Raw genomic sequence first — 14911 nt, 5'->3', positions numbered from 1 at the left:
GGGTAGGAACGAGACCATGACGCCGGTGCTGATCACGACGACCGGTCCGGACAAGCCGGGCGTCACGTCGGTGCTCTTCGCCGCTCTCACGCGGCACGGTGTCGAGATGCTTGACGTCGAACAGGTCGTCATCCGCGGCCGGCTCACCCTCGGTGTGCTGGTCGCGGTGGCCGACGACCCGGAGGGCTTGCAGGAGTCCGTCGAGCAGGCGATGGCCAGCGTGGCCATGCACGTCGACGTCCGGGTCGGGGACGAGATCGGGGAAGACCCGTTCGCCCCCGCCCGGCAGGGCTCGACGCACGTCGCCGTGATCCTCGGGCGGCCGCTGACCGCCCGCGCGTTCACCGACTTCGCGGGCAGGCTGGCCGCGCTCGGCGCCAACATCGACGCAATCCGGCGCATCGCCGACTACCCGGTCACCGGGCTCGAGGTGCACCTGTCGGTCGCGGACGACACCGAACAGGCCGACACCGAGCTGCGGGCCGCGGTCGCGGACGTCGCGTCCGCGGGCGGCGTGGACATCGCCATCGAGCGCGGCGGGCTCGCGCGGCGGGCCAAGCGCCTGATCGTGTTCGACGTGGACTCGACCCTCATCCAGGGCGAGGTCATCGAGATGCTGGCCGCGCACGCCGGGGTCGAGCCGAAGGTCCGCGAGATCACCGAGGCCGCCATGCGCGGTGAGCTGAACTTCACCGAGTCGCTCGAACGGCGGGTCGGCCTGCTGGCCGGGCTGCCCGAGTCGGTGCTCGACGAGGTGGGCGAGCAGATCCAGCTGACCCCGGGCGCGCGCACCACCGTCCGGACCCTCAAGCGGCTCGGGTTCCGCTGCGGTGTCGTGTCCGGGGGGTTCACGCGGATCATCCAGCCGATCGCCGACCAGCTCGGGCTCGACTTCGTCGCGGCCAACGAGCTGGAGGTGGTGGGCGGCAAGCTCACCGGCCGGGTCGTCGGCGAGATCATCGACCGGGCCGGGAAGGCGACGGCGCTGCGCCGGTTCGCCGACCACTACGGCATCCCGCTCGCCCAGTGCGTGGCGGTCGGTGACGGCGCCAACGACATCGACATGCTCAAGGCGGCCGGCATGGGGGTCGCGTTCAACGCGAAGCCCGCTCTGCGCGAGGTCGCGGACACCGCGCTGTCCCACCCGTACCTCGACGCCGTGTTGTTCGTGCTCGGCGTCAGCCGCGCGGAGGTCGAGGCCGCCGACGCGGCCGACGGCCTCTCGCTCGCCCGGCCATGAGCGTTCTCGACCCGCTGGCCGCCAGGTACGCCACCTGGCTCGGGTTGCCCGCGGAGGAGACCGCCCTGCCGGAGGCCTCGCCCGAGCAGGTCCGGGCGATGCCGGTGATCCTGCGGCTGGAAAAGGCTGAACCGCCGTCGCGCACCCCGCTGCTCGAAGCCGCCGCCACCGCGGCGCTCGCCGTCTGCCTGGACGAACGCGCGCAGCCAGGCGGGGAGTGGCACGAGCCGGTGCACGACTGGGTCGCCGGGCACATCCGGAAGGTCGCCCGCCGAGCGCGGGGCGCGCACTGGGTCGCGGCGCAGGACTTCCCGGGCGTGACCGTTTCGGTCGAGGGAGCCGAGGTCCGGGCGCTGGTGCCGGGCCGCGTGGTCGACGTGCCGAAGGAGATCAGCCGCCTGCAGATCTCGGGCAGCGACCTGCCGCCCGACGAGCCCGGGCCCGCCCCGGACGACCTGCCGTTGCTGCTGCTCAACCCCGAGGTCGCGATGACCGTCGGCAAGGCGGCCGCCCAGGTCGGCCACGGCACGATGATCCTCGCCTCGCTCCTCGGCGACGACGAACTGGCCGCGTGGGCCGAGCGTGGCTACGCGTGCGCGGTGCGGACCGCGACCGTGGACCAGTGGAAGCAGTTGCACCCGGGAGACGACCCCGCGGCGGCCTGGCGCGAGCGGCGGGTCGTCGCCGTGCGGGACGCCGGGTTCACCGAGGTCGACCCCGGGACCGTCACGGTCCTCGCCCAGTGGCGTTGACCCCGATCGAGGAGTGCGAGTGAGCCTGGACGTCCGCCGCGAGGGCGAGCACGAGTTCGTCGGGCGCAACGAGCGTGGCGCGACAGTGCGGATCGGGCGGAAGGGCGCGCCCGGGTCGTTCTCGCCCGCGGAGCTGCTGCAGATCGCGGCGGCCGGCTGCGCCGCGGTGACTGCCGAGGAGCTGATCACCCGCCGGACCGACGCGCCGCTGCGGGTTGCGGTGACCGCCGACCGCCGCGAGGGCGCGTCCGAACTGGACGCGGTGCACGTGCTCTTCGACGTCGACCTGTCGACACTGGCGGACGACGAGCGGGAGAAGCTGGTGGCCGCGGTGGACCGGGCCGTCGAGCGGTTGTGCACGGTGTCGCGGACGCTGAAGAAGGGGATCCCGGTGACTGAGGAGTTCGCCGGTGGACCGGAGGACGGCTCGCGCCGGTAGAACAGGCGGGGGCTGGCGGCTGGGGACGCGGGCCCTCACGTGAGTGCCCGGCCTGCGCCGGGGATGGTTCGGGTGCGCCGAGCGCGGAGCTTCGCGGCACTGGCGGGGAACTCGCGCTGCTGACTCCCGCCGCTGAGGGTGGCGCTCGCGGCGCTGGGCGTGGGGCTCGCGCGGCTGAAGGTGGAACTCGCGCGGCTGATGGTGGAACTCGCGGTGCTGGCGGTACGGCTCGCGCCGGTGGGCGTGGGACTTGCGGTGCTGGGGGTAGGGCTCGCGCCGGTGGGCGTGGCTCGCGCCGCTGAATGTGGGACTCGCGGTGCTGAGGGTCGGACTCGCGGGGGTGGGCGGGGATTCGCTTCGGTGAGCGTGGGAGTCGCGGCGGTGAGGGTGGGAGTCGCGGCGGTGAGGTGGGGCTCGCGCCGGTGGGCGTGGGGCTCGCGCCGCTGAGTGTGGGACTCGCGGTGCTGAGGGTCGGACTCCCGGCGGTGGGCGGGGATTCGCGCCGGTGAGCGTGGGAGTCGCGGCGGTGAGGGTGGGAGTCGCGCCGCTGAGGGTGGGAGTCGCGGCGCTGGGCGTGGGGCTCGCCGTGCGGGAGGTAGAACTCGCGCCGGTGTGCGCGAGTGGGGGACCGCGCGCACGGTGTGGGGCGCGCGAGTGGGGGCTCGCGCGCGGCGTCGGGCTCGCGCAGGGGAGGGCCGGCGTCAGCCGGCGGCTGCGTCCAGGCGTTTGAGCGCCGCTTTTGCCACCTCGGGGTCGTACGTCGGCCAGAACGGGGGGAGTGAGGAGCGCAGGAAGCCGCCGTAGCGGGCCGTTGCCAGGCGGGAGTCCAGCACCGCCACCACACCCTTGTCACCGACCGAGCGGTGCAGCCGTCCGGTGCCCTGCGCCAGCAGCAGCGCCGCGTGGGTGGCCGCCACCGTCAGGAAACCGTTGCCGCCGCGGGCTTCGACCGCCCGCTGGCGCGCCGACTGCACCGGGTCGTCCGGGCGGGGGAACGGGATCCGGTCGACGATCACCAGCTGCAGCGACGGCCCCGGCACGTCCACGCCCTGCCACAGCGACAACGTCCCGAACAGGCAGGTCCGCGGGTCCTCCGCGAACTTCGTCACCAGCAGCGAGGTGGTGTCCTCGCCCTGGCACAGGATCGGGAAGCCGACCCTGTCCCGCAGCTCCTCGGTCGCCTGCTTCGCCGCGCGCATCGACGAGAACAGGCCCAGCGTCCGGCCACCAGCGGCCTCGATCAGCGACGCGATCTCGTCCAGCGTCTTCTCGCCGAGACCGTCGCGGCCCGGCGGCGGCAGGTGCTTCGCCACGTAGAGGATCCCGTTGCGCCGGTGGTCGAACGGCGAACCGACGTCCAGACCGGACCACTTCAGCTCGTCGTCGTCCGCCGGCGGGGCCTTCTCCGTCGCCGTGCCCTCCGCGGCGACCACCCGCGCCTGCGACGGCGGCAGCCCCCACTGCCGCGCCAGCGTGTCGAACGCGCCGCCCAGCGCCAGCGTCGCCGACGTCAGCACCGTCGTCTTCTGCGCGAACACCCGCTCCCGCAGCAACCCGGCCACCGACAGCGGCGCCACGTGCAGCATCGGCGGCCTGCTGCTGAACGAGAACTTGTCGTTGGACAGCCACACCACGTCCCGCTGGTGCGCGGTGTCCTCGGCGAACGCGTCCAGCAGCCGCACCGCGGTGTCGTGCACCTCCTCCAGCTGCGAGCGCGCGAGCTTGCGGGCCGTGGCCTCCTCGACGTCCTCCTTGCGGTCCGAGCCCAGCGCGCTCAGGCACGCGTGCGCGCCGTCCCGCACCGCGGCCACCGCACCGCCCAGCGCCTTCGGCAGCGTGTCCAGCCGCCCGGCCGGCATGTCCTCCAGGATCATCGCCAGGCCCTCGGAAGCCTCCTGCAGCCGGTCGGCCGTGTCGGCGTCGATCAGCTTCCCGCAGCGCCGCACGGCCACCGCGACCGCCGACGACGTCAGCTCGCCCGTCGCGACCGACGTGACGCGGTCGACCAGCTCGTGCGCCTCGTCGATGATCACCAGGTCGTGCTCCGGCAGCACCTGATAGCCCTGCAACGCGTCGATCGCCAGCAGCGCGTGGTTCGTGACCACCACGTCCGCCTTGCCCGCTTCACCGCGCGCCCGCTCCGCGAAGCAGTCCTGGCCGATGGGGCAGCGCGCCACGCCGAGGCACTCCTTGGCGGTGACCGACACCTGCCGCCACGCCTGCTCGGTCACGCCGGGCACCAGCTCGTCGCGGTCGCCGGTCTCGGTGTCGGAGGCCCACTCGCGCAGCCGCGTGACCTCCTTGCCCAGCCGTGACACCGCGAACGGGTCGAACAGGGCCGGGTCCTCCGGCTCCTCCGGCGCGCCGGAGTCGAGGCGGTGCAGGCACAGGTAGTTGCGGCGGCCCTTGAGGATCGCGAACGTCGGCATGCGGCCCAGCGGCTTCTTCAGCGCCTTCGCCAGCCGGGGCAGGTCGCGGTCGACGAGCTGGCGCTGCAGCGCGATCGTCGCCGTCGACACGACCACCGTGGTGTCCTTCTCGACCGCGTGCCGGATGGCCGGGACCAGGTACGCCAGCGACTTCCCCGTGCCGGTGCCCGCTTGCACGGCCAGGTGCTCGCCGGTGCGGATGGCGCGGCCGACCGCCTCGGCCATCTTGACCTGCCCCGGGCGCTCCGCTCCGCCGAGCGCCTCGACAGCGGTCGTGAGGAGCTCGTTGACACCGGGGAACGCAGTACGGACGGCCACCAGGACACGGTACCGGGGGCCACCGTCAAGACCGGGCCACCGCCCCGCTCCCGGCAAGTCCGGGATCCACTCGTCCGGGTGGCATCCGGCCGGGTGGGTCAGGGTGCCGCCGCGACCTGCCGATTGTCGAGGAGGCATTTCTCAGGCGAAAGGAGCGGCTCATGAAGCGGGCCAGGCGGATCGTGGCGGCGGCGACGCTGTTCGGGGCGGTGGTGGCCGTGCCGGCGACCGCGCAGGCGCAGGCCGAGGCGACCGGCGCCGGTTCGGTGGGTGCGGTCGACATCACGGTCGACGGCGTGTCGGCCCACGCGGACCCGATCGCGCCGTGCGTCGTGGACACGACCGCGGAGGGCCGCACCGACCCGATCACCGTCGGCACCCGCACGAAGTACGGCCTGGGCAGCACCACCTGCACCCGCAACGCCGACGGCACGGCGAGCGTGAAGGTGACCGGGCAGCGGTTCGAGACGAGCGTGCTGCGGCAGTTCGGCGGGCCGGTGATCAAGGCGAGGACGTTCGGCGCGGGCTGCAACACCACGGCCAATGGCAGCAACGGCTACATGTCACTGGGCACCGTCACGGGCATCATGGTGCCGGAGAACATCCCGCCGAACCACGTGATCACCATCCCCGGCGCGACGCCGGGCGCGCCGCCGATGGCCGAGGTCGTGCTGAACGAGCTCGTCGTGCCGGTGCCCGCCGACGGCAGTCTCACGACGAACGCCATGCACATCAAGCTGTTCCCGCAGGGCGGACCGGCGTCCGGCGACATCCTCGTCGGGTCCGCGAGCTGCTCGCCGTTCGGGCTCTGACGGCTCAGGCGTAGCGGTCGGCGGTCGCCGCCAGCCGGGACGCGCGGTTGCCCAGCTCGTCGAGGCGGCCGCCGTCCAGGGCGTCGCCGAGCAGGGGGGATCCGACGCCGACCGCGAGGGCGCCCGCGGCCAGGTAGGCGTCCACATCGGACAGTTCCACCCCGCCCGCGGGCACCAGCGGCACCTCCGGCAGCGCGGCCTGGACCTCCTCCAGGTACCGCGCCCCGCCGGCGGTGGCCGCCGGGTGGAGCTTCACCGCGGCCGGGCCGTAGCGCCAGGCCGCGTCCACCTCGGTGGGCGTGAGCGCGCCGCACACGATCGGCAGCGCGTACTCCTGCGCCCGCCACAGCACGTCCGGCGAAAAGACCGTCGTCGCGATGAAGTCCACGCCCGCGGCGGCACACCGGTCCACCGCGGCCACCGTGCGCACCCCGCCGGCGCCGATCAGCGCGTCCTGACCCAGTTCGGCCTGCAGCACGCCGATCGCGTCCAGCGCGCCCGGCGTCGCCAGGTCGACCTCCAGCACACCGAGCCCCGCCTCGTAGAGGACCTGGCCCGCGTCGGCGAACCAGGACGGGTCGTCCGCGCGCAGGATCGCCACCACGCGGCCGGTCGCCAGCCGCTCCCGGAAGCGGTTGTTGTGCTTGCGCAGGACGGTGCGCATCAGCCGACCCGCGGGGTGCCCACGAAATCCACGTCCGCGGCCCGCAGCTGTTCCAGCGCCTTGTCCACGGTCTCGCGCGCCACGCCGGCGGTGAGGTCCAGCAGGACCCGCACCGAGAACCCGGCCGCGGCCGCGTCCAGCGCGCTCGCCCGCACGCAGTGGTCCGTCGCGATGCCCACCAGGTCGACGTCGGTGATCTGCCGCTCGCGCAACCAGTCGACGAGCTTCTCGCCGGCGTCGGTGTGGCCCTCGAACCCCGAGTAGCCGTCGCTGTACTGGCCCTTCGAGAACACCGCGGTGATCGGCCCGACGTCGAGCGCCGGGTGGAACGACGCGCCCGGAGTCCCGGCCGCGCAGTGCCGCGGCCACGACCGCACGTAATCCGGGTTCTCGCTGAAGTGCGCGCCCGGGTCGATGTGGTAGTCGCGGGTCGCGGCGACCGCCGAATAACCACCGCGCGCGAGGTGCTCGGTGATCTTCGCGGCCACCTCGGCCCCGCCGGTGACGGCGAGTGCGCCGCCTTCGCAGAAGTCGTTCTGCACGTCGACGACGATCAGTGCCCTGCTCATCACGCCTCCTGAGGGAAGACGGTGGGGATCGCGGGTTCGCCGCTGGAGAGCTTGAGGCCCTCCCACGGCAGGCTGACCAGGCCCTCGCGCAGCCGCTGGCGGCTGTCCTCCAGCGTGGGCAGGCCGTCGACCGGCTTGCCGCCGCGCACCAGCGGGATCGGCAGCTCGCGGTCGTTCTCCCCGGCCTCGGGGCGCTGGCCGGCCGCGTACACGACCTCCTCCAGCGCCGTCCCGGTCGGCTTGTGGCGGCGCAGCGCGGACTTCTCCCCACCGCGCGAGGCCTTGTTCTCGCTGCGCTTGGCGACCGGGCGGCCGTCGACCTCGACCAGCTTGTAGACCATCCCGGCGGTCGGCGCGCCGGACCCGGTGACCACCGACGTGCCGACGCCGTAGGCGTCGACCGGCTCGGCGCGCAGGGCGGCGATCGCGTGCTCGTCGAGGTCGCCGGACACCACGATCCGGGTGTCCTTCGCGCCGAGCGAGTCGAGCTGCTCGCGCGCCTTGCGGGCCAGCACGCCCACGTCGCCGGAGTCGATGCGGATCGCGCCCAGCTCCGGGCCCGCCACGCGCACCGCGGTCTCGATGCCGCGGGTGATGTCGTAGGTGTCGACCAGGAGGGTGGTGTCGGTGCCCATCTTCTCGACCTGGGCGCGGAAGGCGTCCTCTTCGCTGTCGTGCAGCAGCATGAACGCGTGCGCCACCGTGCCGCGGGTCGGGATGCCGTAGCGGCGCCCGGCCTCCAGGTTCGACGTGGTGGCGAACCCGCCGATGTAGGCGGCGCGCGCGGCGGCGACCGCGGCCATCTCGTGCGTGCGGCGGCCGCCCATCTCGATGATCGGCCTGCCGTGCGCGGCCGAGGACATGCGGGCGGCCGCGGAGGCGATCGCGCTGTCGTGGTTGAGGATGGACAGCGCGACGGTCTCCAGCAGGACCGCCTCGGCGAAGGTCCCCCGAACGGTGAGGATCGGCGAGCCCGGGAAGTACAGCTCGCCCTCGGGGTAGCCGTCGACGTCGCCGCCGAACCGGTAGTTCGCCAGCCAGGACAGCGTGTCGTCGTCGACCACGGCGGTGGCGGCGAGCTGGTCGAGCTCGGCGTCGGTGAACCGGAAGTCGGCGATCGCCTCCAGCACGCGCCCGGTGCCGGCGACCACGCCGTAGCGCCGCCCGGCTGGCAGGCGGCGGGCGAAGACCTCGAACACACACTGGCGGTCGCCGGTGCCGTCGGCGAGGGCGCTGCCCAGCATGGTGAGCTCGTAGTGGTCGGTCAGCAGGGCCGTGCTGCCGTGCGTCTCGGGGAAACCCATGGGATCAGACTATGAGGTACTTGCGCGTTCGGCCGAATCACCCGAACAGACCCACCACCGGTCCACGCAGTGCCGGTTCCGTGACACCATGGGGCGCATGACCACGCCTGTCGCATCCGAACAGACGCAGGTTGAACCACTCGGCACCGAGGCAGGCGCCGAAGACCAGCCGTGGCAGACGATCGTCTGGAACGACCCGGTGAACCTGATGTCGTACGTGACGTACGTCTTCCAGAAGCTGTTCGGCTACAGCCGCGACCACGCCACCAAGCTGATGCTGGACGTGCACCACAAGGGGCGCGCGGTGGTGTCCTCGGGCACGAAGGAGAAGGTCGAGGCGGACGTGACGAAACTGCACGCCGCGGGACTGTGGGCGACGATGGAGCACACTTCGTGAGGGGCTGGCAGCGCAAGGGCGGCCGCGTGCACGCCGGGTTCGAGCAGCAGGAGGCCGCGGTGCTGCGCGGCCTGGTGAGCCAGCTCGAGGACATGCTGCGGGCGCGCGCCGAGGAGGCGCCGCAGGACCCGCTGGCCGAGCTGACCGGCATCCGCACCGGCCCGTCGCAGTCGCCGGACGACCCGGTGCTGTCCCGCCTGCTGCCGGACTACCACAAGATCGACCCGGACACGCCGAGCCAGGAGGTCCTGGACTCGGCGAGCGCGCTGCGGTCGCTGCACGAGCCCGAGCTGGTCGACGCGAAGGTCGGCGTGGCCGCGGTGGTCATGGAGACCCTGCCGCGCGACGGCGGCGACGTGAGGCTGACCTACGAGCAGGCCGACGCGTGGCTGTCCGCGCTCAACGACGTCCGGCTGGCGCTGGGCACCGCGCTCGACGTCACCGAGGACATGCCCGACGAGCTGCCGGAGGACGATCCGCGCTCGCCCCACCTCGGCGTCTACCACTGGCTGACCTGGGTGCAGGAAAGCCTGGTCCAGGCACTGACGGCGTGATCACGGACGTGCCGGGGGTGCTGGTCGGGCACCACCACCGGATCGGGGACGGCTGGGCGACCGGCACGACGGTCGTGCTCGCGCCGCCGGGCACGACGGGCGCGGTCGACCAGCGCGGCGGCGCGCCTGGCACGCGTGAGACGAACCTGCTGGAGCCGGAGAACCTGGTCCGGTACGTCGACGCGATCTGCCTGTCCGGCGGCAGCGCCTACGGGCTGGCGGCCGCGGACGGGGTCATGCGGTGGCTGGCCGAGCGGGACCGCGGGTTCCAGGTCGGCGTCGAGCCGCACGAGGTCGTGCCGATCGTGCCCGGCGCGGTGATCTTCGACCTGCCGCGGTCGGATTGGGGCAACCGGCCGGACGCCTCGTTCGGGTACGCCGCCTGCGAGGCGGCGGGCACCGCGGTCGAGCAGGGCTGCGTCGGCGCGGGAGCGGGGGCGGCGGTCGGCTCGCTGAAGGGCGGGACCGGCACGGCGAGCGAGCGCGTGGGCGACTTCGTGGTCGGGGCGCTCGCGGTGGTCAACGCCCGCGGCGAGGCGGTGTCGCTCGACAGCGGCCGCCCGTACGCGGCGGACCACGAGGTGGCGGGCGAGTTCGGGGTGCGCTGGCCGGACCGGGCGGCGTCGGTGCCCGGGCGGGAGACGGACCTGAACACCACGATCGGCGTGGTGGCGGTCGACGCGGACCTGTCGAAGGCCGAGTGCCGCCGCCTGGCGGTGGCGGCGCAGGACGGCCTGGCCCGCGCGGTGCGCCCGGCGCACTCGATGTTCGACGGCGACACGGTGTTCGCGCTGGCCACGGGCGCGCGAGACCTGCCGGCGGCCGAAGGCCCCTTCGGCGTGACCACCCGCGCGGCAGCACTGGACGAGCTGTGCGCGGCGGCGGCGCGGGTCTTCGCGCGGGCGTGCGTGCACGGGCTGGTGAGCGCGGTGGGCGTGGCGGGCGTGCCCGCGTACCGGGACGTGTGGCCGGAAGCGTTCGAGTAACGCGGCTGGTCACGGAGCGATCTGATGGCCGTGAGCGCAGAGCAGGCCTGGGCGGTCGTGGTGCACGACCACATGAACTCCTCCCCGTCGATCGCCTACGCGATCCACGAGGTCTTCGGCCTGCCGTTCGAGCGCGGACTCGAACTCGTGGAAGACGTCATCGAGCACGGGCGCGCGGAACTGACCCGGTGCGCCGGGCGGGAGCAGGCCGAGGAACTGGTCGCCCACCTCCAGGTGCTCGGCCTGCACGCGACGCTGCAGGGGCGCTGAGGTGGACTTCCTGAACGCCGTGCCGGGGGAGGGCGGGCACGTCCTGGTCGAGATGTCACCCAACGTCGCCGAGTGCCTGTACGCGATCGGCCGTGATCTGCTGACCGCCCTGGAGACCGGCTACCGGGGCAGGCGGCGGCTGCGGGACGAGGACCTGTTCCCGGACGCCTACCAGCTCATCCGCGACAGCAAGGCGTTCCGCGAGCGGCACGGCGCGGCGATGCGGGAGAGCGTGACCGCGGCGGTGCGCGCGGTGGTACTCAACTACCGGGGGCAGACGGTGTTCACCCTGGACCGCGCCTGGCTGCGGGCCTGGTTCACCATGGTCGCCCACGCCCCCGCCCTGTACGTGCGCAAACCGCGGTGGACGGTCGGCGCCTGGACCCGGCTGCCGGTCACCGAGAACGAGGTCCGGCTCTTCTGGTTGCACTACACGCAGGCCGCGCTGGCGCAGGCGTGCGCAGTCTCACTCTGTGAACCCCCGGTGTCCGGCACGTAAGATGTCCGTCGTGCTTCGGATCCGCCGTGAACTCGTCGACGAGATCGTCGCCCACGCTCGCCGGGACCACCCGGACGAGGCGTGCGGCGTGATCGCCGGGCCCGAGGGCTCCGACCGCCCCGAGCGGTTCATCCCCATGCTGAACGCGGCGCGTTCGCCGACGTTCTACGAGTTCGACTCCGGTGACCTGCTCAAGCTCTACCGCGAGATGGACGCGAACGACGAGGTCCCGGTCGTGATCTACCACTCGCACACCGCGACCGAGGCCTACCCGTCACGCACCGACGTGTCCTACGCCTCCGAGCCCGACGCGCACTACGTGCTGGTCTCCACCCGCGACCCCGAGACGCACGAGTTCCGGTCGTACCGGATCGTCGACGGGGTCGTCACCGAAGAGCCCGTGGAGATCACGGAATAACGCCGGGCAGCCCGACGTCAGACCTGGAAGAAACCCAAGCGGAGGTAGTTACCCATGGCCGTGACCGTGTCCATCCCCACCATCCTGCGCACGCACACGGGTGGTCAGAAGTCGGTCGAGGCGGCCGGCAAGACCGTGGCCGAGGTGATCGACGACATCGAGTCGCGCCACGGCGGTCTCAAGGCCCGCCTGGTCAAGGAGGACAAGCTCCACCGCTTCGTCAACGTCTACGTCAACGACGAGGACGTGCGCTTCGCCGGCGGTCTGGACGCCGAGGTCAAGGACGGCGACACGGTCACCATCCTGCCCGCGGTGGCCGGCGGCGCCCGCTAGGCCATGGCCCGGTACGAATCGCTGCTCGAAGCCCTCGGCGGCACGCCGCTGGTGGGGTTGCCCCGGCTGTCCCCGACGCACGACGTGCGTCTGTGGGCGAAGCTCGAGGACCGCAACCCGACCGGCTCGATCAAGGACCGGCCCGCGCTGGCCATGATCGAGGCCGCCGAGCGCGACGGCAGGCTGCGCCGGGGCTCGACGATCCTCGAACCGACCTCGGGCAACACCGGCATCTCGCTGGCGATGGCCGCGAAGCTCAAGGGCTACGGCCTGGTGTGCGTGATGCCGGAGAACACCTCCGCCGAGCGCAAGCAGCTGCTGCAGGCCTACGGCGCGCGGATCGTGTTCTCGCCCGCCGCGGGCGGGTCGAACGAGGCCGTGCGGCGCGCCAAGGAGCTGGCGGAGAAGAACCCGGACTGGGTGATGCTCTACCAGTACGGCAACCCGGCCAACCCGGACGCGCACTACCGCACGACGGGTCCCGAGCTGCTGAAGGACCTGCCGACGATCACCCACTTCGTCGGCGGCCTCGGCACCACGGGCACGCTGGTCGGCGTCGGCCGGTACCTGCACGAGCAGAAGCCGGACGTGCAGATCATCGCCGCCGAGCCGCGCTACGGCGAGCTGGTGTACGGGCTGCGCAACCTCGACGAAGGGTTCGTGCCGGAGCTGTACGACCCGGAGGTGCTCAACGGCCGCTACTCGGTGGGCGCCTACGACGCGCTGCGCCGCACGCGTGAGCTGCTGGAGCACGAAGGCATCTTCGCCGGCATCTCCACGGGCGCGGTGCTGCACGCGGCGCTCGGCACGGCCGAGAAGGTCGCCGCGAAGGGCGAGAAGGCCGACATCGCGTTCATCGTCGCCGACGCCGGGTGGAAGTACCTGTCCACCGGCGCCTACAGCGGCACGCTGGACGAGGCCGCCGAGCGCCTCGACGGGCAGCTCTGGGCCTAGGACCACGCGCGAACGCCCCTCTCCCCGGCTGGGAGAGGGGCGTTTTCGCTGTTCAGGCGCTCGGCGAGACGATGTCGGCGGACAGCGGGGCGACCGCGCCGATGATCGTGTTCGTGGTCTCCTCCGGTACCCCCGCGGCCAGCAGTGACTCGGTGAGGTGCTTGGCGACCAGGTCGAAGTGGTGCTGGGCGATGCCGCGGCCACGGTGCACGTCCTTCATCGACCGGCCCCGGGACTCGTCGGGCCCGCCGAGCGCGGCGGCGAAGAACTCGACCTGCATGCCCTTCAGGCGCGGCAGGTTCGTGCCCGTGAAGAAGGGCGCCAGTTCGACGTCGTCGAGCACCCGCTCGTAGAAGTCGTCGACCACGGCGATCAGCGCGTCCTGCCCGCCGATCTGTTCGTAGATGCTCGTCACGCGTGTTCCTCCAGGCAGTGGTGGTCACCTGGGACCAGCGAACCGGAGCGCGGTTTCTACCAGGTAATACCGGTGTCAATTCAGGGTTTTCACCCGATTCCGCAGGCCCGCGGCGCTCGTACCGTGGAGTCATGAGCACGCTGCCCGCACCCCAGGCCGACCAGGCGAAGCGCGTCCTGCCGGCGAAGCCGATGACCGCCGCGCTCGTGGTGCTGGCGTTCACCGCCCTGCTGTACCTCGTCGAGGGCGTCGACGTCGTGCTGGACAACCGGCTCGACGCGGAGGGCATCGCGCCGCGCTCGCTCGGCGGGCTGGACGGCGTGGTGTGGGCGCCGCTGCTGCACGGCAGCTGGGCGCACCTGCTGGCCAACACGCTGCCGGTGATGGTGTTCGCCTTTCTCGCGATGGCGAGCGGGATCGCCCGGTGGGCGCTCGTGACGGCCACGATCTGGCTGGTCAGCGGCCTCGGCGTGTGGCTCACCTCGGAGCCGGGCACGATCACCATCGGCGCGTCCGGGCTGGCCTTCGGCTGGCTGGCCTACCTGCTGGTACGCGGGCTGTTCAACCGCGCGTTCTGGCAGATCGCGCTCGCCGCGGTGTTGTTGATCGGATGGGGCGGGATGCTGTGGGGCGTGCTGCCCGGCCAGCCCGGCATCTCGTGGCAGGCGCACCTGTTCGGCGCGCTCGGCGGGGTCCTCGCGGCCTGGTTCGCCGCGCGGGCCGGCCGGAAGCGGGCGGTACCCTCGAAGCCGTGAGCAGTCGTGAGGCCCCGATCGGTGTGTTCGATTCCGGAGTCGGGGGCCTCACGGTCGCCCGCGCGATCCTGAACCAGCTGCCGTCCGAGCAGCTGCGCTACGTCGGGGACACCGCGCACAACCCGTACGGCCCGCTGCCCATCGCACGCGCGCGGGAACTGGCGCTGACCGCGCTGGACAAGCTCGTCGCGGACGGGGTGAAGGCCCTGGTCATCGCGTGCAACACGGCGTCCGCGGCGTGCCTGCGGGACGCGCGCGAGCGCTACGACGTGCCGGTGATCGAGGTCGTGCTGCCCGCCGTGCGACGGGCCGTCGCCGCCACCCACACCGGTCGCATCGGCGTGATCGGCACCGAGGGCACGATCCGCTCCCGTGCCTACGAGGACGCCTTCGCCGCGGCGCGGGACGTGTCGGTCACCAGCGTCGCGTGCCCCAGGTTCGTCGACTTCGTCGAGCGCGGTGTCACGTCCGGCCGCCAGGTGCTGGGCCTCGCGCAGGGGTACCTCGAACCGCTGCTGCGCGCCGAGGTCGACACGCTCGTGCTCGGCTGCACGCACTATCCGCTGCTCACCGGGGTCCTGCAGATCGTCATGGGGCCGGACGTGACGCTCGTGTCCAGCGCCGAGGAGACCGCGAAGGACGTCGTCCGCGTGCTCACCGAACAGGACATGCTGGCCGAACGGGACACGCCGCCCCAGCACGAGTTCATCGCGACCGGCTCGCCGGAGCCGTTCGTCCGGCTCGCGCAGCGTTTCATGGGATTCGCACCCGGCGTGCTCTCGCCGATCAGCGCCTGAGCTGGC

At 72.7% G+C, this 14911-nt stretch carries 19 protein-coding genes; 14 read left to right on the top strand and 5 right to left on the bottom strand.

From position 1 onward, the window contains the following. Positions 1-16: 16 nt before the first annotated feature. Genes serB through ACCP09_RS33210 form a run of 3 tightly spaced genes read left to right on the top strand, consistent with a single transcriptional unit; the run spans position 17 to position 2431 of the window. Positions 17-1240 (top strand): phosphoserine phosphatase SerB, encoded by a 1224-nt coding sequence (serB, locus tag ACCP09_RS33220; protein ID WP_037322629.1) that lies wholly within the window; start codon positions 17-19, stop codon positions 1238-1240. Next, on the top strand, positions 1237-1992 hold the full coding sequence (locus ACCP09_RS33215) for a peptidyl-tRNA hydrolase (RefSeq protein WP_027931999.1): 756 nt from the start codon (positions 1237-1239) through the stop codon (positions 1990-1992). The genes serB and ACCP09_RS33215 overlap by 4 nt, the downstream gene beginning before the upstream one ends. Before the next feature lie 19 nt (positions 1993-2011). Beyond that, positions 2012-2431 (top strand): OsmC family protein, encoded by a 420-nt coding sequence (locus tag ACCP09_RS33210; RefSeq protein ID WP_378334400.1) that lies wholly within the window; start codon positions 2012-2014, stop codon positions 2429-2431. A gap of 701 nt (positions 2432-3132) precedes the next feature. Here ACCP09_RS33210 and ACCP09_RS33205 read toward each other — a convergent pair. Further along, positions 3133-5178 carry an ATP-dependent DNA helicase gene (locus ACCP09_RS33205; RefSeq protein ID WP_123683607.1) on the bottom strand — a complete coding sequence of 682 codons (2046 nt, stop codon included), beginning with the start codon at positions 5176-5178 and terminating at the stop codon, positions 3133-3135. A gap of 161 nt (positions 5179-5339) precedes the next feature. On the opposite strand from ACCP09_RS33205, the gene ACCP09_RS33200 reads away from it, so the two are divergent. Continuing rightward, complete coding sequence (locus tag ACCP09_RS33200) at positions 5340-5990, top strand: choice-of-anchor P family protein (protein WP_433752704.1); 651 nt, start codon at positions 5340-5342, stop codon at positions 5988-5990. A 4-nt stretch (positions 5991-5994) separates the two neighbouring features. Here the strand turns inward: ACCP09_RS33200 and ACCP09_RS33195 are convergent, their stop codons facing one another. From ACCP09_RS33195 to ACCP09_RS33185, 3 genes are read right to left on the bottom strand one after another with little or no spacing between them, the layout of a single operon-like run. Next, complete coding sequence (locus tag ACCP09_RS33195; RefSeq protein ID WP_433752702.1) at positions 5995-6654, bottom strand: bifunctional 4-hydroxy-2-oxoglutarate aldolase/2-dehydro-3-deoxy-phosphogluconate aldolase; 660 nt, start codon at positions 6652-6654, stop codon at positions 5995-5997. Further along, positions 6654-7223: an isochorismatase family protein gene (locus ACCP09_RS33190; RefSeq protein ID WP_433752700.1), complete on the bottom strand. Its 570-nt coding sequence runs from the start codon at positions 7221-7223 to the stop codon at positions 6654-6656. The genes ACCP09_RS33195 and ACCP09_RS33190 overlap by 1 nt, the downstream gene beginning before the upstream one ends. Further along, on the bottom strand, positions 7223-8527 hold the full coding sequence (locus ACCP09_RS33185; RefSeq protein ID WP_400984628.1) for a nicotinate phosphoribosyltransferase: 1305 nt from the start codon (positions 8525-8527) through the stop codon (positions 7223-7225). The genes ACCP09_RS33190 and ACCP09_RS33185 overlap by 1 nt, the downstream gene beginning before the upstream one ends. Positions 8528-8624: 97 nt before the next feature. On the opposite strand from ACCP09_RS33185, the gene clpS reads away from it, so the two are divergent. The 8 genes from clpS to ACCP09_RS33145 are packed head-to-tail and all read left to right on the top strand — an operon-like array spanning position 8625 to position 12938. Further along, positions 8625-8924 carry an ATP-dependent Clp protease adapter ClpS gene (gene clpS / locus ACCP09_RS33180; RefSeq protein WP_017987362.1) on the top strand — a complete coding sequence of 100 codons (300 nt, stop codon included), beginning with the start codon at positions 8625-8627 and terminating at the stop codon, positions 8922-8924. Beyond that, a complete protein-coding gene (locus tag ACCP09_RS33175; RefSeq protein ID WP_027931992.1) occupies positions 8921-9478 on the top strand; it encodes a DUF2017 domain-containing protein in 558 nt (185 codons plus the stop codon). Before clpS ends, ACCP09_RS33175 begins: the two co-directional genes overlap by 4 nt. Continuing rightward, positions 9475-10464, top strand: a complete 990-nt coding sequence (locus tag ACCP09_RS33170) for a P1 family peptidase (protein WP_433752697.1) — start codon at positions 9475-9477, stop codon at positions 10462-10464. The genes ACCP09_RS33175 and ACCP09_RS33170 overlap by 4 nt, the downstream gene beginning before the upstream one ends. Before the next feature lie 24 nt (positions 10465-10488). Next, positions 10489-10734, top strand: coding sequence for an ATP-dependent Clp protease adaptor ClpS (locus ACCP09_RS33165; protein ID WP_123683603.1), 246 nt, complete (start codon positions 10489-10491; stop codon positions 10732-10734). A gap of 1 nt (position 10735) precedes the next feature. Beyond that, positions 10736-11233 (top strand): hypothetical protein, encoded by a 498-nt coding sequence (locus ACCP09_RS33160; protein WP_027931989.1) that lies wholly within the window; start codon positions 10736-10738, stop codon positions 11231-11233. Position 11234: 1 nt separating this feature from the next. Further along, positions 11235-11651, top strand: coding sequence for a Mov34/MPN/PAD-1 family protein (locus ACCP09_RS33155; protein WP_017987367.1), 417 nt, complete (start codon positions 11235-11237; stop codon positions 11649-11651). A gap of 54 nt (positions 11652-11705) precedes the next feature. Continuing rightward, on the top strand, positions 11706-11984 hold the full coding sequence (locus tag ACCP09_RS33150; protein ID WP_017987368.1) for a MoaD/ThiS family protein: 279 nt from the start codon (positions 11706-11708) through the stop codon (positions 11982-11984). A gap of 3 nt (positions 11985-11987) precedes the next feature. After that, a complete protein-coding gene (locus ACCP09_RS33145; protein ID WP_433752694.1) occupies positions 11988-12938 on the top strand; it encodes a PLP-dependent cysteine synthase family protein in 951 nt (316 codons plus the stop codon). 52 nt (positions 12939-12990) lie between these two features. Here the strand turns inward: ACCP09_RS33145 and ACCP09_RS33140 are convergent, their stop codons facing one another. Then, positions 12991-13353, bottom strand: coding sequence for a group I truncated hemoglobin (locus ACCP09_RS33140; RefSeq protein WP_433752692.1), 363 nt, complete (start codon positions 13351-13353; stop codon positions 12991-12993). A 131-nt stretch (positions 13354-13484) separates the two neighbouring features. Between ACCP09_RS33140 and ACCP09_RS33135 the strand changes: the two genes are divergently transcribed. Beyond that, positions 13485-14108 carry a rhomboid family intramembrane serine protease gene (locus ACCP09_RS33135; protein ID WP_027931988.1) on the top strand — a complete coding sequence of 208 codons (624 nt, stop codon included), beginning with the start codon at positions 13485-13487 and terminating at the stop codon, positions 14106-14108. Beyond that, positions 14105-14905, top strand: a complete 801-nt coding sequence (gene murI, locus ACCP09_RS33130; RefSeq protein ID WP_027931987.1) for a glutamate racemase — start codon at positions 14105-14107, stop codon at positions 14903-14905. Before ACCP09_RS33135 ends, murI begins: the two co-directional genes overlap by 4 nt. The last annotated feature ends 6 nt before the right edge of the window (positions 14906-14911 follow it).

Origin of the sequence: Amycolatopsis sp. 3B14, assembly GCF_050958625.1 — a bacterium.
In the GTDB taxonomy this organism is placed as follows: domain Bacteria; phylum Actinomycetota; class Actinomycetes; order Mycobacteriales; family Pseudonocardiaceae; genus Amycolatopsis_E; species Amycolatopsis_E thermoflava.
The sequence above is the reverse complement of the archived record's forward strand: the minus strand, read 5'-3'. Positions and strand labels throughout refer to the sequence as shown.

Excerpts from the sequence above, each read along its gene's own strand:
- serB (WP_037322629.1), top strand. The coding sequence starts at position 17 with ATGACGCCGGTGCTGATCACGACGACCGGTCCGGACAAGCCGGGCGTC.
- ACCP09_RS33215 (WP_027931999.1), top strand. The coding sequence starts at position 1,237 with ATGAGCGTTCTCGACCCGCTGGCCGCCAGGTACGCCACCTGGCTCGGG.
- ACCP09_RS33200 (WP_433752704.1), top strand. The coding sequence starts at position 5,340 with ATGAAGCGGGCCAGGCGGATCGTGGCGGCGGCGACGCTGTTCGGGGCG.
- ACCP09_RS33195 (WP_433752702.1), bottom strand. The coding sequence starts at position 6,654 with ATGCGCACCGTCCTGCGCAAGCACAACAACCGCTTCCGGGAGCGGCTG.
- ACCP09_RS33190 (WP_433752700.1), bottom strand. The coding sequence starts at position 7,223 with ATGAGCAGGGCACTGATCGTCGTCGACGTGCAGAACGACTTCTGCGAA.
- ACCP09_RS33185 (WP_400984628.1), bottom strand. The coding sequence starts at position 8,527 with ATGGGTTTCCCCGAGACGCACGGCAGCACGGCCCTGCTGACCGACCAC.
- clpS (WP_017987362.1), top strand. The coding sequence starts at position 8,625 with ATGACCACGCCTGTCGCATCCGAACAGACGCAGGTTGAACCACTCGGC.
- ACCP09_RS33165 (WP_123683603.1), top strand. The coding sequence starts at position 10,489 with ATGGCCGTGAGCGCAGAGCAGGCCTGGGCGGTCGTGGTGCACGACCAC.
- ACCP09_RS33155 (WP_017987367.1), top strand. The coding sequence starts at position 11,235 with ATGTCCGTCGTGCTTCGGATCCGCCGTGAACTCGTCGACGAGATCGTC.
- ACCP09_RS33150 (WP_017987368.1), top strand. The coding sequence starts at position 11,706 with ATGGCCGTGACCGTGTCCATCCCCACCATCCTGCGCACGCACACGGGT.
- ACCP09_RS33145 (WP_433752694.1), top strand. The coding sequence starts at position 11,988 with ATGGCCCGGTACGAATCGCTGCTCGAAGCCCTCGGCGGCACGCCGCTG.
- ACCP09_RS33135 (WP_027931988.1), top strand. The coding sequence starts at position 13,485 with ATGAGCACGCTGCCCGCACCCCAGGCCGACCAGGCGAAGCGCGTCCTG.